The sequence below is a fragment of the Methylobacterium sp. WL9 genome, from assembly GCF_008040035.1.
Classification (GTDB): Bacteria; Pseudomonadota; Alphaproteobacteria; order Rhizobiales; family Beijerinckiaceae; genus Methylobacterium; species Methylobacterium thuringiense.
Window position 1 is genome coordinate 91,077 of record NZ_VRVE01000007.1, and the last position, 22,503, is coordinate 113,579.

General features: G+C 67.9%; 21 protein-coding genes and 2 pseudogenes. 6 read left to right on the forward strand and 17 right to left on the reverse strand.

The window, feature by feature from the left end; genetic code table 11:
- Nucleotides 1-30 precede the first annotated feature (30 nt).
- Complete coding sequence (locus FV217_RS04975; RefSeq protein ID WP_147814892.1) at nt 31-2,085, reverse strand: nitrate- and nitrite sensing domain-containing protein; 2,055 nt, start codon at nt 2,083-2,085, stop codon at nt 31-33.
- 183 nt (nt 2,086-2,268) lie between these two features.
- Here FV217_RS04975 and FV217_RS04980 point away from each other — a divergent pair.
- Nucleotides 2,269-2,692, forward strand: a pseudogene (locus FV217_RS04980) (cupin domain-containing protein).
- A 6-nt stretch (nt 2,693-2,698) separates the two neighbouring features.
- On the opposite strand, the gene trpB reads toward FV217_RS04980, so the two are convergent.
- From trpB to dapF, 8 genes are all read right to left on the reverse strand, one after another.
- Complete coding sequence (gene trpB, locus FV217_RS04985) at nt 2,699-3,940, reverse strand: tryptophan synthase subunit beta (RefSeq protein ID WP_147814894.1); 1,242 nt, start codon at nt 3,938-3,940, stop codon at nt 2,699-2,701.
- Nucleotides 3,941-4,052: 112 nt separating this feature from the next.
- Entirely contained in the window at nt 4,053-4,697 is a 645-nt protein-coding gene (locus FV217_RS04990; RefSeq protein ID WP_147814896.1) for a phosphoribosylanthranilate isomerase, read from the reverse strand.
- A 26-nt stretch (nt 4,698-4,723) separates the two neighbouring features.
- On the reverse strand, nt 4,724-5,077 hold the full coding sequence (locus FV217_RS04995) for a lipopolysaccharide assembly protein LapA domain-containing protein (RefSeq protein WP_147814898.1): 354 nt from the start codon (nt 5,075-5,077) through the stop codon (nt 4,724-4,726).
- 37 nt (nt 5,078-5,114) lie between these two features.
- Nucleotides 5,115-5,420 (reverse strand): integration host factor subunit beta, encoded by a 306-nt coding sequence (locus FV217_RS05000; RefSeq protein WP_147814900.1) that lies wholly within the window; start codon nt 5,418-5,420, stop codon nt 5,115-5,117.
- Nucleotides 5,421-5,470: 50 nt separating this feature from the next.
- Nucleotides 5,471-6,442: a signal peptide peptidase SppA gene (gene sppA / locus FV217_RS05005; protein ID WP_147814902.1), complete on the reverse strand. Its 972-nt coding sequence runs from the start codon at nt 6,440-6,442 to the stop codon at nt 5,471-5,473.
- Nucleotides 6,443-6,919: 477 nt separating this feature from the next.
- The gene (gene rpsA / locus FV217_RS05010; protein ID WP_147814904.1) at nt 6,920-8,635 is read right to left on the reverse strand and encodes a 30S ribosomal protein S1; all 1,716 of its coding nucleotides are present in this window, start codon (nt 8,633-8,635) and stop codon (nt 6,920-6,922) included.
- Between the two features lie 222 nt (nt 8,636-8,857).
- Nucleotides 8,858-10,135, reverse strand: coding sequence for a tRNA (N(6)-L-threonylcarbamoyladenosine(37)-C(2))-methylthiotransferase MtaB (gene mtaB / locus FV217_RS05015; RefSeq protein ID WP_147814906.1), 1,278 nt, complete (start codon nt 10,133-10,135; stop codon nt 8,858-8,860).
- The gene (gene dapF / locus FV217_RS05020) at nt 10,132-11,022 is read right to left on the reverse strand and encodes a diaminopimelate epimerase (protein WP_147814908.1); all 891 of its coding nucleotides are present in this window, start codon (nt 11,020-11,022) and stop codon (nt 10,132-10,134) included. Before dapF ends, mtaB begins: the two co-directional genes overlap by 4 nt.
- A gap of 218 nt (nt 11,023-11,240) precedes the next feature.
- On the opposite strand from dapF, the gene FV217_RS05025 reads away from it, so the two are divergent.
- From FV217_RS05025 to trpS, 3 genes are all read left to right on the forward strand, one after another.
- The gene (locus FV217_RS05025; protein WP_147814910.1) at nt 11,241-11,993 is read left to right on the forward strand and encodes a GyrI-like domain-containing protein; all 753 of its coding nucleotides are present in this window, start codon (nt 11,241-11,243) and stop codon (nt 11,991-11,993) included.
- Nucleotides 11,994-12,108: 115 nt separating this feature from the next.
- Complete coding sequence (locus tag FV217_RS05030; RefSeq protein WP_147814912.1) at nt 12,109-12,885, forward strand: Fe-S cluster assembly protein HesB; 777 nt, start codon at nt 12,109-12,111, stop codon at nt 12,883-12,885.
- 106 nt (nt 12,886-12,991) lie between these two features.
- Nucleotides 12,992-14,053, forward strand: coding sequence for a tryptophan--tRNA ligase (trpS, locus tag FV217_RS05035; protein WP_147814914.1), 1,062 nt, complete (start codon nt 12,992-12,994; stop codon nt 14,051-14,053).
- A 109-nt stretch (nt 14,054-14,162) separates the two neighbouring features.
- Here trpS and FV217_RS05040 read toward each other — a convergent pair whose 3' ends face one another.
- The 8 genes from FV217_RS05040 to FV217_RS05075 all read right to left on the reverse strand — a co-directional run bounded on the left by FV217_RS05040 (nt 14,163) and on the right by FV217_RS05075 (nt 20,579).
- Entirely contained in the window at nt 14,163-14,816 is a 654-nt protein-coding gene (locus FV217_RS05040) for a pyridoxamine 5'-phosphate oxidase family protein (protein ID WP_147814916.1), read from the reverse strand.
- Nucleotides 14,817-15,001: 185 nt separating this feature from the next.
- Nucleotides 15,002-16,021 (reverse strand): ketol-acid reductoisomerase, encoded by a 1,020-nt coding sequence (gene ilvC / locus FV217_RS05045; RefSeq protein ID WP_147814918.1) that lies wholly within the window; start codon nt 16,019-16,021, stop codon nt 15,002-15,004.
- Nucleotides 16,022-16,034: 13 nt separating this feature from the next.
- Nucleotides 16,035-16,688 carry a TetR/AcrR family transcriptional regulator C-terminal domain-containing protein gene (locus tag FV217_RS05050; RefSeq protein WP_147814920.1) on the reverse strand — a complete coding sequence of 218 codons (654 nt, stop codon included), beginning with the start codon at nt 16,686-16,688 and terminating at the stop codon, nt 16,035-16,037.
- Nucleotides 16,689-16,762: 74 nt separating this feature from the next.
- Nucleotides 16,763-17,407 (reverse strand): glutathione S-transferase N-terminal domain-containing protein, encoded by a 645-nt coding sequence (locus tag FV217_RS05055; RefSeq protein WP_147814922.1) that lies wholly within the window; start codon nt 17,405-17,407, stop codon nt 16,763-16,765.
- Nucleotides 17,404-17,787 carry a type II toxin-antitoxin system PemK/MazF family toxin gene (locus FV217_RS05060; protein ID WP_147814924.1) on the reverse strand — a complete coding sequence of 128 codons (384 nt, stop codon included), beginning with the start codon at nt 17,785-17,787 and terminating at the stop codon, nt 17,404-17,406. Before FV217_RS05060 ends, FV217_RS05055 begins: the two co-directional genes overlap by 4 nt.
- Nucleotides 17,768-18,070, reverse strand: coding sequence for a MazF family transcriptional regulator (locus tag FV217_RS05065; RefSeq protein ID WP_147814926.1), 303 nt, complete (start codon nt 18,068-18,070; stop codon nt 17,768-17,770). The genes FV217_RS05060 and FV217_RS05065 overlap by 20 nt, the downstream gene beginning before the upstream one ends.
- A gap of 48 nt (nt 18,071-18,118) precedes the next feature.
- Nucleotides 18,119-18,661, reverse strand: a complete 543-nt coding sequence (ilvN, locus tag FV217_RS05070) for an acetolactate synthase small subunit (protein WP_147814928.1) — start codon at nt 18,659-18,661, stop codon at nt 18,119-18,121.
- Nucleotides 18,662-18,803: 142 nt separating this feature from the next.
- On the reverse strand, nt 18,804-20,579 hold the full coding sequence (locus tag FV217_RS05075) for an acetolactate synthase 3 large subunit (RefSeq protein WP_147814930.1): 1,776 nt from the start codon (nt 20,577-20,579) through the stop codon (nt 18,804-18,806).
- 474 nt (nt 20,580-21,053) lie between these two features.
- Here FV217_RS05075 and FV217_RS23310 point away from each other — a divergent pair, with 474 nt between their 5' ends.
- Entirely contained in the window at nt 21,054-21,554 is a 501-nt protein-coding gene (locus tag FV217_RS23310) for a chemotaxis protein CheW (RefSeq protein ID WP_238230854.1), read from the forward strand.
- 11 nt (nt 21,555-21,565) lie between these two features.
- Nucleotides 21,566-22,378: pseudogene (locus tag FV217_RS05085) on the forward strand (protein-glutamate O-methyltransferase CheR); the annotation flags it as partial.
- Nucleotides 22,379-22,503: the final 125 nt, after the last annotated feature.

The following is a 22,503-nucleotide window of genomic DNA, read 5'->3' on the forward strand; positions in this document are numbered from 1 at the left end:
CCGCCGCGGCGGCGCGAAGGTAAGGACAGCTCAGGCCGCCCGTACCGTGGCCAGGAACCCGCCGATCTCCGATCGCAGCGCCTGCGCCTGCAGGGCGAGATCGCTCGCCGCCGAGAGCACCTGGGCCGAACCGACGCTTGCGGAATCCGCAGCCTGCGCCACGCCGGCGATGTTCTCGGAGACGAGGCGGCTGCCCTGCGACGTTTCGGCCGTCGTGCGGGCGATCTCCGTGGTCGCCGCCCCCTGCTCCTCGACGGCGGAGGCGATGTCGGCGGAGATCCGCGACAGGTTGCGGATCGTCGCCGTGATGCCGGAGATTCCTCTGACGGAGGCCTCGGTCGAGGTGGTGATCTCGCCGACGCGGGCCGCGATCTCCTTCGTAGCCTTCGCCGTCTGGCTGGCGAGGTCCTTGACCTCCGCCGCCACCACGGAGAAGCCGCGTCCCGCCTCGCCCGCGCGCGCCGCCTCGATCGTCGCGTTGAGCGCGAGCAGGTTCGTCTGCCCGGCGATCTCCGAGATCAACCCGACGATGCTGCCGATGCTGCCGGCCGCAGTGGCGAGGCGCTCGACCTCTTCCGTCATGCGGGTGGCGTCGTGCTCGGCGGTGCTGGCGGCGTCCGCGGATGCGGTCACCTGCATGGCGATCTCGCGGATCGAAGCCGACAGCTCTTCGGTCGCCGCCGCGACGGTGTCGGAAGAGCGGGCGGCCTGTTCGGAAACCTGTGCCACCGCCGTGCTGCGGCTCGAGGTTTCGCCGGCTGTGGCGCTCATGGCGCGAGCCGCGGCTTCGAGTTGATGAGAGGCCGCCGAAACGGCCTCGACGATTCCGCCGACCCTGGCCTCGAATCCGTCGGCGATGCCCATCATCGCCTCCCGCTGGCGGGCGGCCTGCTCGTCGCTCATCCGCTCCTGCGCCTCGCCGGCCAGACGGCGTTCCCTCACGCTGTCGCGGAAGTTGGCGGCAGCGGCGGCGATGGCGCGCACCTCGCTCGGCCCCTTCGCGGCGATCTTCATGTCGGTCCGGCCCTGGCCGATGGCCGTCAGCGTCTCGGCCAGTCGGGTGAGCGGTCCGGCGATGGCCGAACCGAGGCCGAAGGCGACCATCACCGAGAGCGCGAAGGTGGCAAAGCCCGCCCCGGCCCACATCCGGATGGCGGCCTCGGCCTTGCCACGCACGGCCGCGGCCTCCGTGGCGATGTCGGCGGTCAGCTGGTCCTCGATCGTCTTGAGGCTGTCGATGCGCTGCGTCGCGAGCTTGAACCAGCCCTTGGCATCGGTGAAGAGCAGCGGCTGGCCGGGGATCGTGTCGAGGGCGATGCCGCGGATGCGGGCGACCTCGCGGGCCGGCTCCGAGGCGTTGGCGGCGTCGAGGGCCGCACCGTGTTCGGCCGGGCTGCCGGCGCGGAACAGGCCCTCGAAGGTCGCCTGGCTGGAGGCGAGCCCGCTCAGGCGCTTGAGCCCGGCCAGATCGAGGTTGCCCGAGGCGAAGATGCCGGAGGCCGCGGCCCGCTCCTGGCCGGCGAATTCCTTGAGCGAGAGGAAGGCGGAATAGGCCGAAATGCGCGCGCCGATCGCGGGATCGGACGCGACTCGCGAGACGTCCCGCACGACGTCGAGGGCCTCGGCGATGATGCCCGTGTAGCCTGCCGTCCCCTGCGGCGGCGTCAGCGAGACGGTGTCCACCGCCCTGCGATGCGCGTCGATCGTGGCGAGGCTGGAGCGCAGGTTCGCGACCTTGCGGACGAAGCCGTCTCCGAGGCCGTCGATCTCTATGCTGTCGAGACCGCTCAAGAGCGGCCCGCGCGTACCGTCGAGGGACTGGCGCTGCGCCGTGAGTTCGCTCCCGAACTGCGCGCCCTTCGCGCCGAGGAACAGGCTCGATGCGCCGCGTTCCTTCTGCGCTTCGTGCACGAAGAGGCTGATCTTGCCGGACAGGGCGACGAGCCCTTCCAGGCGGGCCATCTCGCGGCCCTGGGCCATGCGGTCGAACACCGCCAGCATCGCGACGACCGCGAAGGCCAGGCAGGGAATCAACGCGACGGCGACGATGCGGCCGCGAAGGGACGAGACGAAACCGCCGGACATGCGATCAACCTGAACTGTCGGAACTCGCTCGAACGTTGAACATCGACGGTAAATACTTCGCTGCCGTGTGGGCCGGACGCCTGACGAGGAGGGGGGCGACACCGGCTGCGAACACGGGCTGGACCTGCGCGTCCTCCGCTCCGAAGCGAAGAGCCAGCCGTGTCCATTCCTGCAGGGGGCGAGATGACCGACAATGCGCCGACCGGATCGACCGGCCGCTTCGATGTCGCGGCCATCGCGGCGTCTCTGCCCGAAACGGCTTCGACGCTTCTCGTCGACACCTCTCTGACCGACCGCGCGGCGGCGAGCGCGCGCGTCTTTCGCGTCTATAGGCCGACGCCGCCGCACGACCTGCGACAAGTATCTCTACGTCGTGGCCGGGCGCGGCACGTTCTGGATGGGGGATGCCGGCACCGAAGCCGAGTTCGGCCCGGGCGAACTGCTGTTCTTCGAGAAGGGCACCGTGCACGCCCTCCCGCAGATTCTGGCCGAGCCGCTGGTGTTCCTGACGGTGGACACGCCGCGGCGCGATCCCGCCGACATCGTCTTCGCCAACCCGGAGGACGAGAGCCCCGCGACCTTCATGGCGCGGAACGCGTCTTCCTGAGGCAACCTACTGCATCTTCGAAAAGATCTCGGAGACCTGGGGGATGTCTTTGTCGCCGCGGCCGGAGAGGTTGAGCACCATGAGGTGGTCGGCCGGACGCTGCGGGGCGAGATCGACCACCCGGGCGAGCGCGTGCGCCGGTTCCAGTGCCGGGATGATGCCCTCCAGCGAGGAGCACAGCTTGAACGCCTCCAGCGTCTCGCCGTCCGTCGCCGAGAGATAGGTGACGCGGCCGGCCTCGTGCAGGAAGGCGTGCTCCGGGCCGATGCCGGGATAGTCGAGGCCTGCCGAGATCGAGTGCGCGTCGGCGATCTGGCCGTCCTCGTTCATCAGCAGGTAGGTGCGGTTGCCGTGCAGCACGCCCGGCTTCCCGCCCGAGAGCGAGGCGGCGTGCAGGCCGCTCGAAATGCCGTGCCCGGCCGCTTCGACCCCGAAGATCTCGACGTCGCGGTCGTCGAGGAAGGGATGGAACAAGCCCATGGCGTTCGAGCCGCCGCCGATGCAGGCGATCAGCGAGTTCGGCAGCCGGCCTTCGAGGGCCAGCATCTGTTCCCTCGTCTCGCGGCCGATGACCGACTGGAAGTCCCGCACCATGGCCGGATAGGGATGCGGCCCCGCCACCGTGCCGATGCAGTAGAACGTGTCGGCGACGTTCGTGACCCAGTCGCGCAGGGCCTCGTTCATCGCGTCCTTGAGCGTCCGGGTACCGGATTGAACCGGAATCACCTCGGCGCCGAGCATCTTCATGCGGAAGACGTTCGGCGCCTGCCGCTCGACATCGACGGCGCCCATGTAGACGACGCATTTCAGGCCGAAGCGGGCGCAGAGCGTGGCGGTGGCGACGCCGTGCTGGCCGGCGCCCGTCTCGGCGATGACCCGCGGCTTGCCCATGCGGCGTGCGAGCAGGATCTGCCCGAGGACGTTGTTCACCTTGTGCGAGCCGGTGTGGTTCAGCTCCTCGCGCTTGAAGTAGACCTTCGCGCCGTTGCCCGCCGGAGCCGTCGCGCGCAGGTGCTCGGTCAGCCGCTCGGCGTAATAGAGCGGGCTCGGCCGGCCGATATAGTGGGTACCGAAGGACTCCATGTCCGCCTTGAAGCCCGGATCGTCCTTGGCGGCCTCGTAGGCCTTCTCCAACTCCAGGATCAGCGGCATCAGCGTCTCGGCGACGAAGCGCCCGCCGAAAATGCCGAAGCGGCCGCGCTCGTCCGGACCGGTGCGGAAGGAATTGGGCTCGGGAGCGATGGTCACGGACGATGTCCTTCGCGAAGGGATTTTCGTGGATGTTGCGCCTGCGTAGACCTGTCGACGGCGGCCTGCAATGCGGCCGTACGAGGCGGTATCGACCCCGCCATTGCTCAGGTTAGACTTGGCGGGCTGCCGCAACGAACGCCGCGATCCTGTCGATGTCCTTTACTCCGGGGACCGTCTCAACCCCGGACGACACGTCGACCGCCGTCAGTCCCGTGCGCCGCAGCGCTTCCGCCACCGTTTCCGGCGTGAGGCCGCCCGACAGCATGGTGCCTGCCGGCAAGTCCGCTCCGCACAGAAGACTCCAGTCGAACGCGAGACCATTACCGCCGGGCAGTGCGGCGTCTTTCGGCGGTTTGGCGTCTAAGAGGATGCGGTCGGCGGCGTGCGAATATTCGGCGATCGTCGCGAGATCAGCGCGTGTGGCCACGCCGAGTGCCTTCATCACCGGGAGCCCGGTCCGCGCGCGGATCGCTGCGACGCGCGCAGGGCTTTCGTGCCCGTGCAGTTGGATCAGGTCCGGATCCAGGGACGCGACCGCAGCGGCGACGAGGGTATCGTCGGGATCGACCAACAACACGACGCGCCCTGCCCTGCCCTTCGCGCGTCGCGACAGCACTGCCCCATGGTCGAGGGCGACATGGCGCGGGCTCCTCGAAAAATGCACGAAGCCGACGAGGTCGGCGCCCGCATCGAGGGCGGCATCGAGCGTCGGCTCGGTGCTGAGACCGCAGATCTTGACCTGTATGGGGGGCAACGGCCGGGTTCGAACCTCCGGCGCGATCAGCGCGGCGCCGGCAGGGCCGCACGGCCGCCGCCATAGGCGGGGCTGCCGGCGTCGGGACCGAACGTGCGGATCTGAGCGGTCTCGCGCTCCAGCTTCTCGCGCTCGCGGCGATGGTGGCGGGCGCTCGCGCGGGTCTTGCCCTGTCCGAGCCAGGCACCGATGCCGCCGACCAGGATGCCGATAGCCACGGCCGCGAAGACGATGGCGTAGAGCGGCAGCACGATGCTGAACGCCGGCTCGGGCGAGAACGGGTCGAAGGACAGCGTCACGGCGTTCCTGTTGGCCACGGCCAGGAGCAGCACGACGAGCGCAACGGGCAGCAGGATCAGGGCCTTGAGGAAGCGGATCATCTCGGGTCTCCGGCGGGCTTTTCGGGACGGCTCAGGATTAACCGACCGCTTCCGCGCCGATCCCCGCCTTGTTGAGGCGAAGGCGCATCTCCTTGCCCGTCTTGAACACGGGGATCGCCTTCTCGGACACGGCAACGGCTTCGCCCGTGCGCGGGTTGCGTCCGCGCCGCGCTTCACGACGCTTCACCGAGAAGGCGCCGAAGCCGCGCAGCTCGACCCGGTCGCCGCGGGCGAGGGCGTCGGCGATGGTGTCGAGGATCGCGTTGACCAGGGTCTCGACGTCGCGCTGGTAGAGATGGGGGTTCTGCTCGGCAATCTTGAGCACGAGTTCCGATTTGATCATGCGTCCGTCTTCCGAGGTCCGGTATGGGCGGGAGGCGCGGCTCGTCGCGATCAGGGCGCCGGGCGCCAGAGCACGAGGAGGCCTCCGCCGGCATAGCCTTCCGCCTCCGTGCCGACGGCGCGAAGCCGCGCTGCGAGCTCGTCGAGGCCGATCAGGGACGCGCTGGAGCCCAAAGCCGACCACAGGGTGAAGCCGCTGCCGGATTTCGGCTTCCAGTCCTTCACGGGGAGGTCCTTGGCGACCCCCCTGTTCGCCTCGAGCCACGCCACCGCCTGACGCTCGGCGCCGAGCTCGTCCACGAGCTTGAGCGGAATGCTCTGCCGGCCGGAGAAGACCCGGCCGTCGGTGACCTTGGCGAGTTCCTCGTCGTTCATGTGCCGGCGCTCGGCGACGAGCCCCTTGAACCAGCCGTAGGTGTCGGAGACGACAGAGGCGAGGGCGGCGCGGGCCTCGGGCGAGGTCGGGGTGAAACCCGACGGCTCGGCCTTGAGCGGCGAGGACTTGATCGACTCCATCTTGACGCCGACCTTGTCGAGCAGCCCCGACACTTCCGGGTACTGGAACAGCACGCCGATCGAGCCGACGAGCGCGGTCTCGCGCGCGACGATGTGGTCGGCCGCGATGGCCGTGATGTAGGCGCCCGACGCGGCGGTGCCGTCGACGAAGGCCACGATCGGCTTCTTCTCGGCGAGTGCGCGGAGGTTGCGGTAGAGTTCCTCTGAGCCGGTCGTCGTGCCGCCCGGCGAGGAGATCGAGACGACCACGCCCTTCACGGCGGCGGATTCGCCGACGCTCTTGATCAGCTTGGTGGTGGATTCACTGCCGGCGATGAAGCCGCCGATGGAAATCCGCGCGATCTGGCTCGGCGCCGCCGAGAAACCGAAGACCTCCGTGCCGACCCGGGCGCGATAGCCGACGGCTCCCACCGCCACGATCAGTCCGCCGATGCCGAGCACCCGCCATAGGGTGAGTTTGCGGCGCAAGCGCCGACGATCGATCAGAACTTCGGCGTCTGCGGCCATGCGACGGCTCACTCCCTCGCCTTCCGGCCTGTGCCGGCCGGTGCGCGCCCCGCGCCCCGGTGCCGTCGAAACGACGGATCAGGCGGCTTCGGGGCCGGTCAATTTTCGACTCGCTTACCGCAGCATCCCATGCGGAGCCGCGGTTTGCACTCAGTCTTTCCGGTAGGGCGATCCGAGCTGCCGCAAGGGTCAAGTCCTTGACCGGCATGGGCTCGCGGCGTTTCGCCCAACACCGGCGGGTGTTTTAGCCCCGGCGGCGGCGCGCGAGCAAGAGCCGTTCAGGAACGATACACTCGCGGTTGTCCTGCCGGACGCGCGCAACAACCGTAGCGACATTCAGATCGGCCGTTCGGCTCGGCGCCGAACGCGGGTGACGGCTGTTTCGAGATCCTCGGCATGCAAGCCCAACAGGGTCCAGAAACAAAAAAGCCCCGGGATCGGCGAACCGATCCCGGGGCGATCAGAGCTCGGACGAACTTACTCGTCGTCGCCCTTCTTCTTGTTGAAGGCCGCGCCGAGGATCTCGCCGAGCGAGGCACCGGAATCGGTCGAACCGAACTGGGCCATCGCCTCCTTCTCCTCGGCGACTTCGAGCGCCTTGATGGAGACCTGGACGCGGCGTGCCTTGCGGTCGAACTGCACGACGCGGGCATCGAACTTCTCGCCGGCGGCGAAACGCTCGGGGCGCTGGTCGCCGCGATCGCGGGCGAGTTCGGCGCGGCGGACGAAGGTGGTCATGTCGCTGTCGACGATCTTCGCCTCCAGGCCCGAATCCTTCACCTCGGTCACTTCGCAGGTCACGATCTGACCCTTCTTGAGGTCACCGGCCTCGGCGAAGGGATCGCCGCCGACCTGCTTGATGCCGAGCGAGATGCGCTCCTTCTCGACGTCGACGTCGAGAACCTGCGCCTTGACCATGTCGCCCTTCTTGAACTCCTCGATGACCTGCTCGCCGGGGCGCTGCCAATCGAGGTCCGAGAGGTGGACCATGCCGTCGACGTCGCCCTCGAGGCCGATGAAGAGACCGAACTCGGTCTTGTTCTTGACCTCGCCCTCGACCTCGGACCCGACGGGATGCTTCTCGTTGAAGGCCTCCCACGGGTTCTGCAGGGTCTGCTTGAGGCCGAGCGAGATGCGGCGCTTGACCGGATCGACCTCGAGGATCTGCACTTCCACTTCCTGAGAGGTGGAGACGATCTTGCCGGGGTGGACGTTCTTCTTGGTCCAGCTCATCTCGGAGACGTGGATCAGGCCCTCGATCCCCGGCTCCAGCTCCACGAAGGCGCCGTAATCGGTGATGTTGGTCACGCGGCCCTTGAGCTTGGCCTCGACCGGGTAGCGCTGGGCGATGCCCTCCCACGGATCGGCGAGCAGCTGCTTGATGCCGAGCGAGATGCGGTGGGTCTCGTGGTTGATCTTGATGATCTTGACCTTGACCGTGGCGCCGATCGCCACGACCTCGGACGGGTGGTTGACGCGGCGCCAGGCCATGTCGGTGACGTGCAGCAGGCCGTCGATGCCGCCGAGGTCGACGAAGGCGCCGTACTCGGTGATGTTCTTGACGACGCCGTCGATGACCTGACCCTCTTCGAGGTTGGCCACGAGCTCGGAGCGCTGCTCGGCGCGGCTCTCTTCGAGGACGGTGCGGCGCGACACGACGATGTTGCCGCGGCGGCGATCCATCTTGAGGATCTGGAAGGGCTGCGGCGTGCCGAGCAGCGGGGTCACGTCGCGCACGGGGCGGATGTCGACCTGGGAGCGCGGCAGGAACGCCACGGCGCCGTCGAGGTCGACGGTGTAACCGCCCTTGACCTGGTTGAAGATCGTGCCGGTGACGCGGTCGTTGTTCTCGAACGACTTCTCCAGCTTGACCCAGCTCTCTTCGCGGCGGGCCTTGTCGCGCGAGATGACGGCTTCGCCCAGCGCATTCTCGATGCGGTCGACATAGACTTCGACGACGTCGCCGACCTTGAGGTCGCCTTCACGGCCGGGGCCGTGGAATTCCTTGAGGGCGACACGGCCTTCCGTCTTGGCGCCGATGTCGATGACCGCGACATCCTTCTCGATGCCGACGACGGTACCCTTGACGACCGAACCCTCGGTGATCTCGTGTTCGAGGAAGGACTCTTCGAGCAGCGCGGCGAAATCGTCACGGCTCGGCGCGGTGTCGCGCGCGTTCAGACCTGCAGACATTCTCTCTCCTGAATGGCCTCTCGCGGAGGCCGGCGTCGGCGGCTCGTGTTGCGGAAGACCCTCTTCCTCGCCGCCCGGGAACCGAAACGGTCCGGGCTCACCCCCCGATCAAGAAGGGGCCGACGCATGCTCGATAAGCGATGGTCGAGGGCCGACCTCCCGGCGGACAGGAGGCGGTGCAATCCGCAACCTACGAATCCGATGGGAGAATCGGGCGAGTCATTACCCGACGAGCGGGTTTTTCGCAACACGCGCAGCGGTGAGTCGTCGCCCGTCATGCCCGCCGATCGCGACGTCGGCGAGATCGCCCGGGGACAGACGCGTCCCGAGGTCGTCGTCGAGCCGCACGGCCGTGAACGTCTCGGTGCGTCCGATGCCGCCTCGCTCCACCAGGATGCACCGGGTCTGCCCGACCTCGCCGTCGAGATGGTGGATCAAGGCCGAGGCACCGGCCTCGCGCAGTCGCGCAGCCCGTTCGCGCACCACGTCGCCCGCGACCTGCGGCATTCGTTCGGCCGGCGTGCCGGGGCGGGGCGAGTACGGGAAGACGTGGAGATGCGTCAGGCCGCATTCCGCGACGAGGTCGAGGGAGCGGGCGAACTGCGCCTCGGTCTCGGTCGGAAATCCCGCGATCAGGTCGGCGCCGAACACCGTCTCGGGACGCAGGCGGCGTACCTCCTCGCAGAAGCGGATCGCGTCGGCGCGGGTATGCCGGCGCTTCATCCGCTTGAGGATCAGGTCGTCGCCGGCCTGCAGCGAGAGGTGGAGATGCGGCATCAGCCGCGCCTCCCTCGCGAAGGCGTCGAGCAGGTCGTCATCCGCCTCGACCGAGTCGATCGAGGAGATCCGCAGGCGGGCGAGCTCCGGCACCGCGGACAGGATCGCCTTCACGAGGCGGCCGAGGGTGGGGTTCCCGTCGAGGTCGCGGCCGTAGGCGGTGAGATCGACGCCGGTCAGCACCACCTCGCGGCCGCCATGGGCGACGATGCGGCGAACCTGGGCCACGGCGTCGTCGAGGGGAACCGAGCGCGAGTTTCCGCGTCCGAACGGGATCACGCAGAAGGTGCAGCGGTGGTCGCAGCCGTTCTGCACCGGCACGAAGGACCGGGTGTGTCCGGCCATGCCAGTGATCCGCGTCGCATCCGTTTCGCGGGCCTGCATGACCGCGCCGATGCCGGGATCGTTCGCGGCGGGCGTCGCCCAGGTCTCGGGCTTGGTCTTGGAGGCGTTGCCCACGAGGCGGGCGACCTCCCGCATGCCGGCATAGGCTTGCGTCTCGATCTCCGCGCCGCAGCCGGTGACGACGATCTCGGCGTCGGGCCGCTCCCGCGCGAGCTTTCGGATCGCCTTGCGCGCCTGCCGGCCGGCTTCTGCCGTCACTGCACAGGTGTTGACGAGGACGAGATCGCGGTCGGCAGACGACCCGAGCGCATGGCTGCGCATCACCTCGGACTCGACGGTGTTGAGCCGGCAGCCGAAGGTGAGCGTCTCGACGCTCAAGGGGCGAGCCCGGAAAAGATCTCCGGCGCGAAGGTGCCCTCCCCTTCGAGGAAGACCGGGCCGGTCATCAGGACGTGGTCGTCGGCCCGCCATTCGACGGAGAGCTGGCCGCCGGGCAGGCTCACGGTGGCCTGCCGGCCGATCATGCGCAGCCGCGAGGCCGCGACCACCGTCGCGCAGGCGGCCGTGCCGCAGGCGAGCGTCAGGCCTGCACCCCGCTCCCAGACGCGCAGCTTGATGATGTCGCGGGCGACGACCTGGGCGATCGAGATGTTGGCGCGCTCCGGGAAGATCGGATGACCTTCGAGCATCGGCCCGATCTGTTCGAGGTCGTATGCCTCGGGATCGCGGTCGACGAAGAAGATCGCGTGTGGGTTGCCCATGCTGACCGCACCCGGCGAGTGCAGGATCGGATCGTCGATCGGGCCGATCTGCAATTCGATCCGGCGCGTGTCGGGGAAAGGATCGCGGAGCGGAATCTCGTCCCACTTGAGACGCGGCTTGCCCATGTCGACGGTGAAGCTGCGGTCGGCGACCCGCTTCACGCCGACGAGCCCCGCCTCGGTCTCCAGCGTCAGAGACCCGCACTCGACCGGACGCGCCATGGCGGGGTCGTCGAGCATGGCGAAGGCGACGCAGCGGGTGCCGTTGCCGCAGGCGCCGGCGCGGGAGCCGTCGGTGTTGTAGATCCTGAGATAGGCGTCGGTGCCGGGCGTGACGGCGTCGTGGAGCACCATCAACTGGTCGAAATGCGAGCGCGGATCTTCGGCGATGGCCTTCGCCTCCCGGCCGCTCACGATATGACGCGAGCTGCGCAGGTCGAGCACGACGATGGCGTTGCCGGCGCCGTGCATCTTCAGGAAGCGGTGATTGGCGAGTGCGGTCATGCGGGTGTGTGGGCGATCGCTGCGGTGACGGGTGCTCGGGCGACGGTTCGGGGATGGCCCGCGTATATGGCAAACCACGCCGCCCGACGCGAGGGCCGGGCCGGCATGCGCCATGCGTGCTGAACCGCAGCCTCGCGGAGCGACCGCATCGCCGCTAGCTTGGCGAGAACCGACGGCCCACGCGATTCGCGGGGGGCGTAGAGACCGGAGCGCTGCCTTTGACCCGACTTCGTCCCGTGACCGCTGCCGCTCTCGCGCTCGTGCTGGCCACCTCCTCGGCGAGGGCGGCAGAGCAGCCGGCGCCGCCGCCTTCCAACGCACCTTCCCCCGCCGAGGCGAACCCGCTCTCGACCACGACCGCGCCGGATACCTCCGCGAAGCCCGCCGGGACCGCAAACCCCGCGCCCGATAAATCGCTGGCGCCGCCCAGCGTCCCCGGAACGGCGCCGGCCCGCTCCTCTGCCGCGCCGGCGCGCCAGACCCTGGTGGCGCCGTCGGCCGAGGCGAACGACGTCGAAGAGGTCGCGCTCCCGGCCAAGCCCGCTGCGATCCTCTCGGGCAAGACGACCTGGGAGGAGGCGGTGGCGAGCCTGAAGGCCTCCTTCGCCAGGATGGAGGGCGAGCTTTCGAAAGCCGGCATCCGCCCGACGGGGCGCCCCCTCGCGGTCTTCACCAAGACCGAGGACAACGGCTTCCAGTACGAGGCGATGATTCCGATCGAGGCCGCACCCTCTTCCGGTCCGGCGTCGGGCGAGGGCCTGCATTTCGGCGCGACGCCCAGCGGCAAGGCGCTACGCTTCAAGCATTCCGGGTCCTACGACGAGATCAGCGGCACCTACGACACCCTGATCGCGTATTTCGACGCCAAGGACATCGCGGTGCAGGACCGCTTCATCGAGGAATACGTCACCGACCTCAGTGAATCCGCCGACGACAAGCTCGACATCAACATCTACGCCCTGCCGAAATGAGGTTTCGGAGCGAAAGGCGGTCGCCGGCTTTCGCTCCGATGCTTCCACATGGTGCTTTTGCGGATCGCAATGCCGCAGGCGGGAACGGGCATGACTCGTCGCGGATTCCGGCTCCATGCCAATCTCCTCCGCTCACACACGGCCTTCCCCCCGATCGCGCTTCGACCCGACCAGTTCCGACGAGGCGGATCGCCTCTCGGCCAAGGCTCTCGAGATCCACCGCCACCTCTGCGGGGTGTACGGCTGCCCGATCGCCTATTTCCATGATCTCGATCCGCTGAGCGAACTGGTCTCGTCGCTGCTCTCGCACCGGACGCGCAACGCCGATTCCGGCCGCGCCTTCAAGGCGCTGAGGGCACGTTGGCCGGACTGGGAACGGGTCATGGACGCCGATCCGGCGGAGATCGAGGCGACGATCCACGGCGTGACCTGGCCGGAGCTGAAGGCACCGCGCATCCGCGCAGTCCTCTCGGCGATTGCCGAGACGCGCGGCGCGTTGTCCCTGGATTTCCTGGCCGGCCTGAGCGTCGACGCGGCCCGCAACTGGCTGGAAGCGATTCCGGGCGTGGGCCCGAAGACGAGCGCGGCGGTGCTGTCGTTTTCGACCCTGCGCATGCCGGCCTTACCTGTCGACAGTCATCATCATCGGGTGGCGCAGCGGACCGGCCTGATCGGCGCGAGGACCGATGTCGGACCCTCGCACGCGATCCTGCGCGCCCAGCTTCCCGACGATTGGTCGGCACAGGCGCTCTACGACAATCACGAGGTTCTGATGCTGCATGGGCAGCACGTCTGCCACCACCGCAATCCGGCCTGCGGGCGCTGCGTCCTGCTCAGCCTGTGTCCCACCGGTCGCGCGCGGGAGCCGGCCGCGAACCTCACGGTGTCTTGAGCGCGATCGCCGCGCATCCTTGACCGTGCCGCGCACCGGGTGTCAGAACCCGGCCCTTCGATCGGGCGGTGGGCCGCTCCGGCGCATGGCTTGAAGGATCGCGCCGATGGCGGCGTTTTCGGAACTGGTATTTTCGGGCGTTCAGCCGACCGGAAACCTGCACCTCGGCAACTATCTCGGCGCGATCAAACGCTTCGTGGAGATGCAGGAGCGCGACGCGCAATGCCTCTACTGCGTCGTCGATCTGCACGCGATCACGCTCTGGCAGGACCCGGAGGCGCTGAAGGGCCAGATCCGCGAAGTCACGGCTGCGTTCCTCGCCGCCGGCATCGATCCCAAGCGCTCGATCGTGTTCAACCAGAGTCAGGTGCCGCAGCACGCCGAGCTGACCTGGATCCTCAACTGCGTGGCACGGCTCGGCTGGCTGAACCGCATGACCCAGTTCAAGGACAAGGCCGGCAAGGACCGCGAGGCCGCCTCGATCGGGCTCTACGATTATCCCGTGCTGATGGCCGCCGACATCCTCGCTTACCGCGCGACGCACGTCCCGGTCGGCGAGGACCAGAAGCAGCACCTCGAACTGACCCGCAACATCGCCCAGAAGTTCAACAACGACTTTTCGGGGTCGATCCTGGCTCACGGCCACGGTGAGTCCTTTTTCCCCATCACCGAACCGCTGATCGGCGGCCCGGCAGCGCGGGTCATGTCGCTCCGCGATGGTTCGAAGAAGATGTCGAAGTCGGACCCGTCCGACAATTCGCGCATCAACCTCACGGACGATGCCGACACGATCGCGCAGAAGGTGCGCAAGGCCAAGACCGATCCGGAGGCCCTGCCCTCCGAGGTCGCGGGCCTCGCGGGACGGCCGGAAGCGGACAACCTCGTCGGCATTTTTGCCGCGCTCCGCGGCATCACGCGCGAGGAGGTTTTGGCCGATTACGGCGGCTCTCAGTTCTCGACCTTCAAGCCGGCCCTGGTCGACCTCGCCGTCGAGAAGCTGGCGCCGATCGCCGGCGAGATGAAACGGCTGGTGGCCGATCCGGCTCACATCGACGCTGTGCTCGCCGAAGGCTCGGAGCGGGCCGAGGCGCTGGCTGCACCGACCCTCGACGCGGTCAAGGACATCGTCGGCTTCGTGCGGCGGGGGCCGGCTTTGCGGGCTGTGTGAGCCGATCAGCCGGCGCGGACTTCGGTGAATCCGCGCTGTCGTTTCGGGTCGTGGTTCTGGCAGGTGCGCTCAGCTTGAAGGGCCTGCGCCCGATGGACCGAAACCCTGATCAAGCCTCACCGCGCGCGACCAGCGCCTCGTATTCCGGCACTTCGAGCCGGCCTTCCTTGGCGACGCGGGCCTTGTCCTCGTCGCTGATCACGTCCCCGGCGAGATCGAGGCGCTTCCAGGCGGCCAGCGGCGTCTCCTTGTTCGGCGCCGGCACGTACTTGTTCTGCTGCAGCTTCTGGTACTTGTGGATGTAGCGCGGGCAGTTGACCCAGATCTTGGTGACATCGACTTTCACGAGATACTTCGCTTCGGTGTAGTCGGCCATCAGCGGGTGGTCGCGCAGCAGGCTGGCATGGCCCTGGACGCGGACGCGATGCGGCGTCTCGAAGTCGATGAAGAGTAGGCCGACCTTGGACTGACCCTCGACGTTGCCCATCGAGTAGAACATGCCATTGCCGTCGAAGCCGGGGAAGACCAACGTATGGTCGTCCAGCACCTTCACGAAGCCCGGCGCGCCGCCCTTGTAGGAGACGGTCGGCATCCCGTCGGGATCGACGGTGGACAGGAAGAACATGTCGCGGCTGCCGATGAAGCCGGCCTCGTCCTCCTTGACGGTCTCGTGAACCCATTGGGTGTCGAGCCGCTCTGCCAGCTTGGTGGTGCCGAACTCCTCCTGAAGCGCCCGGTGCGCGTCGAAATAGAGCGATGCCATCGTGTCCTCCTCCGGCCCGCTTCTTCTGAGAGGGCACCGAGAAGGCTTATCGCCGAAGTGGGAGGGTCATCGCAACGGTTTGGCCGCTCCTGCGCCGGACATGGAAAGGCCGATGCCGCTCGCGCGACACCGGCCGAGATCCTATCGCCGAGGCCGAGCGAAGCCCGGCCTCAACTCCGAAAAGATCAATTCTTGGACTTGTCGACGAGGGCCTTCTCCGAAATCCACGGCATCATGCCGCGCAGCTTGGCGCCGACCTCCTCGATCGGGTGACGGGCGAGCTTGGCGCGAGTGGCCTTGAACGAGGTCTGGCCGACCTTGTTCTCCAGCATCCAGTCGCGGGTGAACTTGCCGGACTGGATGTCATCCAGCACGCGCTTCATCTCGGCCTTGGTCTCGGCAGTGACGATGCGCGGGCCGGTGACGTATTCGCCGTATTCGGCGGTGTTCGAGATCGAGTAGTTCATGTTGGCGATGCCGCCCTCGTAGATGAGGTCGACGATCAGCTTCACCTCGTGCAGGCACTCGAAATAGGCCATCTCGGGGGCGTAGCCGCCCTCGACCAGGGTCTCGAAGCCGGCCTTGATGAGCTCGACGAGGCCGCCGCAGAGCACGGCCTGCTCGCCGAACAGGTCGGTCTCGCACTCCTCCTTGAAGGTGGTCTCGATGATGCCGGCGCGGCCGCCGCCATTAGCCGAGGCGTAGGACAGGCCGAGGTCGTGGGCGTTGCCCGAGGCATCCTGGGCGATGGCGATGAGCGTCGGCACGCCGCCGCCCTTGAGGTACTCGCCGCGCACGGTGTGGCCGGGGCCCTTGGGGGCGACCATGAGCACGTCGAGGTCCTTGCGGGGCTCGATCAGGTTGAAGTGGACGTTGAGGCCGTGGGCGAACAGGAGGGCGGCGCCCTGCTTCATGTTGCCCTCGAGCGACTCCTTGTAGATGTCCCCCTGCAATTCGTCGGGGGTGAGCATCATCACGACGTCGGCCTGCTTGGCAGCGTCGGCGACGTTCATCACCGTGAAGCCCTCGTGCTCCGCCTTCTTGGCGGTGGCGGAGCCCTCGCGCAGCGCGATGACGATGCCCTTCACGCCGGAATCACGGAGGTTGAGCGCGTGGGCGTGGCCCTGGCTGCCGTAGCCGACGATGACGACCTTCTTGCCCTTGATCAGGTTCAGGTCGGCGTCGCGATCGTAATAAACCCGCATGTCTTTTGTCCTTTTACCGAAGTGGAAGTTGCTGACGTTGGGGCTGGCCGTAGAGGGCCAGGAACTGCTCCACCGCGCTGGCGGCGTCGCGTCTGATCGTGGCGGCGTCGAAATCGATCGCATCGCCGAGCAGAAGTCTGATCTGGACGTCGCGGCCGACGAGGCCGAAGAACGTCCGGAAGGCGGTCTCGCTGTCGTCGAAAGCCAGAAGCCCGGCCTCGCGCCCCGCCTCCAAGAGCGGCTTCAGGCGGTCACCGATGGCGAAGCGTCCGTTCGCTAGGACGATGCTGCCGAGATTGCTTTTTCGCGACGCTGCGTCGCCGATGGCGATACGGTTCAGCGCGATCGACGCGGAACTCGAAATCACCTCCAGCCACGTCGTCGCGAAATCCCGCAAGCTCTCGCTCAGCGTGGCGACATCGAGCGCGCGGGCCTCGAAGCGGCCGGCGCGGACCCGAGAGGCCTGCCACTGCACCGTCGCGGTCAGCAGGCCGTCGCGGTCACGAAACCACTTGTAGAGCGTCTCCTTCGAGCAGCTGGCACGGCGCGCGACGGCGTCCATGGTGAGCTGATCGCCCGCCTCCACCATCAATCCGAGCACCGCGTCGAGCACGGCCTGCTGGCGGGCGGACGGGGTCGTGGTCTCGATGGCGGGGCCTGATTCCATTGCGTTCTAGAAGCCGTACCGTACCGTACGGTTCGGCTCTTAGGCGGATTTGGAGGAGACTGCAAGCGGCGCTGTCAGGCTGGAAGCGTCAGCCCTTCGCGCGCCAGAACGGCCTGCACCGCCGGCCGCGCCGTGACGCGGCGGGCATGAGCGGTCCAGGCCGGGAAGCGACCGGCCATGTCGAAGCGCAGACACGGCCCGCCGCCCCAGTTCCAGAACACCAGCAGGTAGGCATCGACCACGCCGTAGCGCTCGCCGACAGCCCAGCCGCCGTTCGAGAGCTTCACCTCGGTCATGGTGGCGAGGTCGCCGTAGGTGTCGGCGCCCTTGGCGCGGATCGCGTCGAGGTCCTCGTCGTCGTCGGAGTAGCGCGACGGGGTATGCGCCTGCGCAAACGCGACGTGGTGATTGGTGGCGAGCCAGGCGAGCCATTCGTCGGCGACGGCCTGCTCGCGCGGATCCTCGGGCCAGAGCCCGGCTTCCGGATGCGAGCGGGCGACGTGGCGCAGGATCGCCTGGGTCTCCGTGAGCACCCAGCCATCCTCCCAGAGCGCCGGCACCCGGCCGCGCTCGTTGACGGCGAGGTATTCCGGTGCGCGCTGGCCGCCCTTGGCGAGGTCGATCCGCACGGTCTCGAAGGGCGTGCCGGTTTCTTCGAGGGCGATGTGCGCGGCGAGGGAGCAGGTGCCGGGGGCGTAGTAGAGGGTGCGGGCGGTCACGGTGCCGATCCCGAAAACTCCGCGTCCGTGACCGCTCCGATCAACAACGCCACCTTGAGGCGGATCTCTGCAAGCACCGACGCCGGCACGGCTCCGACGCGCCGAAAACCGCGCGACGATCGATCGACGCAGCGGATCTGATCGGCGAGCACGGCTCCGGCGACCGGGAGGCCTGCAGGCAGGATGACCTTGGTGGGCCAAGGCCGCGTATAGCTCGTGATCGGGCAGATGATTGCTGTCGCGTTCCGCTGATGAAACGCGCTGTCGGTCAGGACGACGGCCGGTCGGACGCCGGCCTGTTCATGACCCTTGGTCGGCCTCAGATCGACCCAGACCAAGTCTCCTGAAGACAGCAACGGCTCATCGACTGTCGTCGTCATCAATGATCTCGGCGCCGACGTCCGGACCCCATTCGACCAACGCTGGCCGATGGGACGGACCGAGCCGGTCCATCTCGGCGACCATGTCCGCGAGCGTGTAGGCGGGCCGGCCATTCTCGTAACGAGGGCCGCCCGGGGTGTCGGCCGGACGTCCCGAACTCCCGGCATCTGGTTTCGCCACGACCTCCACCGTCTGCCCCTCGCTCAACCCGTGCTGCTCGGCTTCCTCGGCCGAGAGGCGCACGGCGAGGTCGTCACCCCACCGAATGACCTTCGCTTCCATGACGGAACTCCGGAACTGATCGGGGCTCAGACTGTCACGAAAGCGCGTTCAGAGCGCCTCCGCCCCCCGCTCCATCGCCGCGATCCCGGTGCGCGAGATCTCGACCAAGCCGATCACGCTGAGAAGCCGGATGAAGCGGTCGACCTCCTCGGTCGTGCCGGTCAGCTCGAACACGAAGGAGTTGAGCGTGGCATCGAGGGTGCGCGCGCCGAAGGCGGCGGCGAGCGTCAGGGCCTCGCTGCGGTGGTCGCCGGTGCCGGCGACCTTCACGAGGCAGAGTTCGCGCTCCAGTGCCCGGCCCTGCAGGGTCAGGTCGACGACGCGGTGGACCGGGACGAGCCGGTTCAGCTGCGCCTTGATCTGCTCGATCACCACGTCGGTGCCGGTGGTGACGATGGTGAAGCGTGAGATATGGCGCGCCTCCTCCGTCTCCGAGACCGTCAGGCTCTCGATGTTGTAGCCGCGGCCCGAGAACATCCCGGCGATGCGTGCCAGTACGCCGGGTTCGTTGTCGGCGATCACGGCCAGGGTGTGCCGGGCCTTGGTCTCGAACCGGGTCGGCTCGGGGTAATGCGTGTTCATGGCGTTCATCGCCGTTCTCCCAGGGCGCTCGTTACACCAACGGCCGTCTCTATCGACATCTTCTGCATTCGGCCGTTGGCAAGCGCGAATGCGCGCCGCCACCCGTGTGGCGGACGTCCTCGACCGCGAGCGGTCGAGGACAGCACATGAATCAGACCAGCATCTTGCCCGCGTCCGAGATCACGTCGCCGATCTCGACTCCGGTCTCGCCGAGGTAGTCGGAGAGCAGCATCTCGTTGTGCGCCTTGCCCGAGGGAATCATCGGGAAGCAGTTTTCCTTCTTGTCGACGACGCAGTCGAAGATCACCGGGCCGTCGTAGTCGAGCATCTCCTGGATCGCCGCGTCGAGTTCGCCCGGCTTCTCGCAGCGGATGCCCTTGGCCCCGTAGGCCTCGGCGAGCTTCACGAAGTCCGGCAGGCTCTCCGAATAGCTCTGCGAGTAGCGCGAGCCGTGCAGCAGCTCCTGCCACTGGCGCACCATGCCCATGTATTCGTTGTTCAGGATGAAGATCTTGATCGGCAGGCGATACTGCACGGCCGTCGACATTTCCTGCATGTTCATCAGGATCGAGGCCTCGCCGGCGATATCGATGACGAGTCCGTCCGGGTTGGCGAGCTGCGTGCCGATGGCGGCAGGCAGGCCGTAGCCCATGGTGCCGAGGCCGCCTGAGGTCATCCAGCGGTTCGGCTCCTCGAACTTGAAGTACTGCGCCGCCCACATCTGATGCTGGCCGACCTCCGTCGTGATGAAGGTCTTGCGGTCCTTGCACGCCTCGTAGAGCCGCTGGACCGCGTATTGCGGCTTGATGATCGTCCCCGACGGCCAGTAGGCGAGGCACTCGCGCGCCTTCCAAGTGTGGATCTTGGCGAACCACTCGTCGAGCCGGCCCTTGTCCGGCTGCTTCGGCAGGGCCCGCCAATCGGCCAGCATGTCCTCCAGCACCGAGGCGCAATCGCCGACGATGCCGATATCGGCGCGCACGACCTTGTTGATCGAGGAGGCGTCGACGTCGATGTGGATCTTCTTCGAGAACGGCGCGAAGGCGTCGAGCCGGCCGGTGATGCGGTCGTCGAAGCGCGCCCCGACGCAGATGATCAGGTCGCTGTCGTGCATCGCGAGGTTGGCCTCGTAGGTCCCGTGCATGCCGAGCATGCCGAGGAACCTGTCGTCCGAGGCCGGGAAGCAACCGAGCCCCATCAGGGTCGAGGTGACCGGGAAGCCGGTCTCGGCCACCAGCTCACGCAGCAACCTTGTCGCCTCGGGCCCGGAATTGATCACGCCGCCGCCGGTATAGAACACCGGACGCCGGGCGCTCGCCATCAGTTCGACGGCCGCCCTGATCCGCTCGCCGTCGCCCTTGAAGGCCGGGTGATAGGTCTTGTGGCCGTCCTCGGTCGGGCGCTCATAGAGGCCGCTCGCGAACTGGATGTCCTTGGGCAGGTCGATGACGACCGGGCCGGGGCGTCCGTGCGAGGCGATGTAGAAGGCCTCGTGCAGGATGCGCGGCAGGTCCTCGATCGAGCGGACGAGGTAGTTGTGCTTCGTGCAGTGGCGGGTGATGCCGACCGTGTCGCATTCCTGGAACGCGTCGGTGCCGATCAGGTGACTCGGGACCTGCCCGGTGATCGCGACGATCGGGATCGAATCCATCATCGCGTCGGTCAGGCCGGTGACGATGTTGGTGGCGCCGGGGCCGGAGGTGACGAGGACGCAGCCGACCTTGCCCGACGAGCGGGCGTAGCCCTCCGCCGCGTGGATCGCGCCCTGCTCGTGGCGCACCAGCACGTGCTTGATCTGCTCTTCGCCGAAGAGCGCATCGTAGATCGGCAGCACCGCACCGCCCGGATAGCCGAACAGGGTGTCGACGCCCTGGTCCTGGAAAGCCCGGATGACCATCTGGGCCCCGGTCATGACCTCGCCGCTCATCGTCTCCTCCATCATCCCGTTCGAACCGCGCCGGCCCCTCGGGGCGAGCACGGCTTCCATTCCGTTGCCGGTCGCGATCTCGTCACGCGTACCGTGTCCACTTCGCTCGAGATCGCTCCTCGCGTGCGACGACCCTGGCTTTCGGCAACAAAAAAGGGCCCCGAGGGACCCTGCATGCGCCACCGACCGGGTCTGCGGGCTCCGTTAAGCCCGCCCCGTCCGTGGCGCTTCCGCTACGATGAGAACCGTACGCATTTGAAAAATAGACCCGTCTCGAAGTCGAGCGGTTCGTGTAGTCGAAGGCCGCGGGAGCGTCAACGGCACAATCGAGCCTTCGATACCTCAGGAGCCGAGAGCCGATCGGCGACCGATTGCGCTTCTGCGGCCGAGACCGAACCTTCGGGCCGCGCCGAGATTGTCGCGACGGCAGGGCGACCCTATCTCGGCCGTACGCCTCGGCCACAAGGAGCATCGGTGGCGCTGCCCTCGACCACGACGTATCTCGTCCTCGACGTGGCAGGCACGCCCTGCGCCCTGCCGCGAGAGGCCGTCCGCGAGATCTTGCCCCTGCCGCACCTGCATGCGCCGCCCACCGCCGGCGGGCCGTTGGCCGGCTTCCTCAATTTCGGTGGCGCGCCCCTGCCCGTCCTCGATCTCGCCCGGTTGCTCGGGCTGCGCGACGCCGCGCCTCCCGACCCCTATCGTCATGTCCTGCATGCCGCCGACGGCAGCCTCGCGCTTCTCGTCGACCGTGTGGTCGACGTGGTGCAGGTCGGCGCCGATGCCATACGCCCGGTCGCCGACGGGCATACGTTCAACGGCTGCGTCGAGGCCGAGATCGCCCTCGGCGACCGTCTCGTCCACGCCCTGTCCATGGCGCATATCCTGACCGTCGAGGAGCGGGAGCGCGTCGCCCTGCTCGGCCGCCGTGCGGCGGAGCGGCTCGCCGCCTTCGACGCGCCGTCGGCGGCTTGAGGCGAGCGATCGTGCCCTTCGATCAGATCCGCCGCAGGCGCGTGTCGGAAGCGGCGGCGGACCCTGCCTTTCCCGCTCTGAAGGCGCGGGTGATCGCGCGCACCGCCCACCACTACTACGCCGACAAGGACGACCTGCTCTTCGACCGTCTCGTCAAGCGCTTCAAGGCGCTGAAACTGGCCGATTCGGCGGGCTATCTCGCCTATCTCGACGGAGCCGGCGGCCGTGAGGAATGGACGGCGCTCGAGGCCGAGATCACCATCGGCGAGACCTTCTTCTTCCGCTACGCCGAGCAGTTCGCGGCGCTGCGGGAGCAGATCCTGCCCGCACTCGTCGCAGCGCGGCGCGAGGAGCGCACCCTGCGCATCTGGAGCGCCGGCTGCTCGACGGGGGCGGAGCCCTACTCGATCGCGATCCTGCTGCACGAACTGCTCGGGCCGGACCTCGCCGATTGGGATGTCGGCATCGTCGGCACCGACATCAGCGCCGCGGCCCTAGCCACCGCCCGCTCCGGCGAGTTCGGCCGCTGGGCGCTGCGCACGATGCCCACCGAAGACCGCCTGCGCTGGTTCCGGCCCATCGCGCCCCAGCCGGGCGCGACCCGCGAGGGCGGCTATCGCCTGCGCCAGGAATTTCGCGAGATGGTGCGGTTCGAGCGCCGCAACCTGATGGGCCTGATCGATGGAAGCGTGCCCGCGACCTTCGCCGGCTTCGACCTGATCCTCTGCAGGAACGTGCTGATCTACTTCAGCGCCGAGCATGTGCTCGGCATGATGCGCGGCTTCGCCGACCGGCTCCGGCCCGGCGGCTGGCTGTTGATCGGCCTCGATTCGGCGGGCTTAAAGCTCGATTCACGTAAACTCGCCTAACGTGAGCTTAGCGAGTTCTGCGTAATCGAAAGCCCATGACCTCATCCGTCATCGACGCGCCGGACGTGACCGGCCTCATC

Excerpts from the sequence above, each read along its gene's own strand:
- FV217_RS04995 (WP_147814898.1), bottom strand. The coding sequence starts at position 5,077 with ATGATCCGCTTCCTCAAGGCCCTGATCCTGCTGCCCGTTGCGCTCGTC.
- dapF (WP_147814908.1), bottom strand. The coding sequence starts at position 11,022 with ATGACCGCACTCGCCAATCACCGCTTCCTGAAGATGCACGGCGCCGGC.
- ilvC (WP_147814918.1), bottom strand. The coding sequence starts at position 16,021 with ATGCGGGTTTATTACGATCGCGACGCCGACCTGAACCTGATCAAGGGC.
- FV217_RS05000 (WP_147814900.1), bottom strand. The coding sequence starts at position 5,420 with ATGATCAAATCGGAACTCGTGCTCAAGATTGCCGAGCAGAACCCCCAT.
- FV217_RS04975 (WP_147814892.1), bottom strand. The coding sequence starts at position 2,085 with ATGTCCGGCGGTTTCGTCTCGTCCCTTCGCGGCCGCATCGTCGCCGTC.
- FV217_RS05050 (WP_147814920.1), bottom strand. The coding sequence starts at position 16,688 with ATGGAATCAGGCCCCGCCATCGAGACCACGACCCCGTCCGCCCGCCAG.
- FV217_RS05065 (WP_147814926.1), bottom strand. The coding sequence starts at position 18,070 with ATGGAAGCGAAGGTCATTCGGTGGGGTGACGACCTCGCCGTGCGCCTC.
- FV217_RS05060 (WP_147814924.1), bottom strand. The coding sequence starts at position 17,787 with ATGACGACGACAGTCGATGAGCCGTTGCTGTCTTCAGGAGACTTGGTC.
- FV217_RS05040 (WP_147814916.1), bottom strand. The coding sequence starts at position 14,816 with ATGGCATCGCTCTATTTCGACGCGCACCGGGCGCTTCAGGAGGAGTTC.
- trpS (WP_147814914.1), top strand. The coding sequence starts at position 12,992 with ATGGCGGCGTTTTCGGAACTGGTATTTTCGGGCGTTCAGCCGACCGGA.
- rpsA (WP_147814904.1), bottom strand. The coding sequence starts at position 8,635 with ATGTCTGCAGGTCTGAACGCGCGCGACACCGCGCCGAGCCGTGACGAT.
- ilvN (WP_147814928.1), bottom strand. The coding sequence starts at position 18,661 with ATGAACGCCATGAACACGCATTACCCCGAGCCGACCCGGTTCGAGACC.
- FV217_RS05030 (WP_147814912.1), top strand. The coding sequence starts at position 12,109 with ATGCCAATCTCCTCCGCTCACACACGGCCTTCCCCCCGATCGCGCTTC.
- sppA (WP_147814902.1), bottom strand. The coding sequence starts at position 6,442 with ATGGCCGCAGACGCCGAAGTTCTGATCGATCGTCGGCGCTTGCGCCGC.
- FV217_RS05075 (WP_147814930.1), bottom strand. The coding sequence starts at position 20,579 with ATGAGCGGCGAGGTCATGACCGGGGCCCAGATGGTCATCCGGGCTTTC.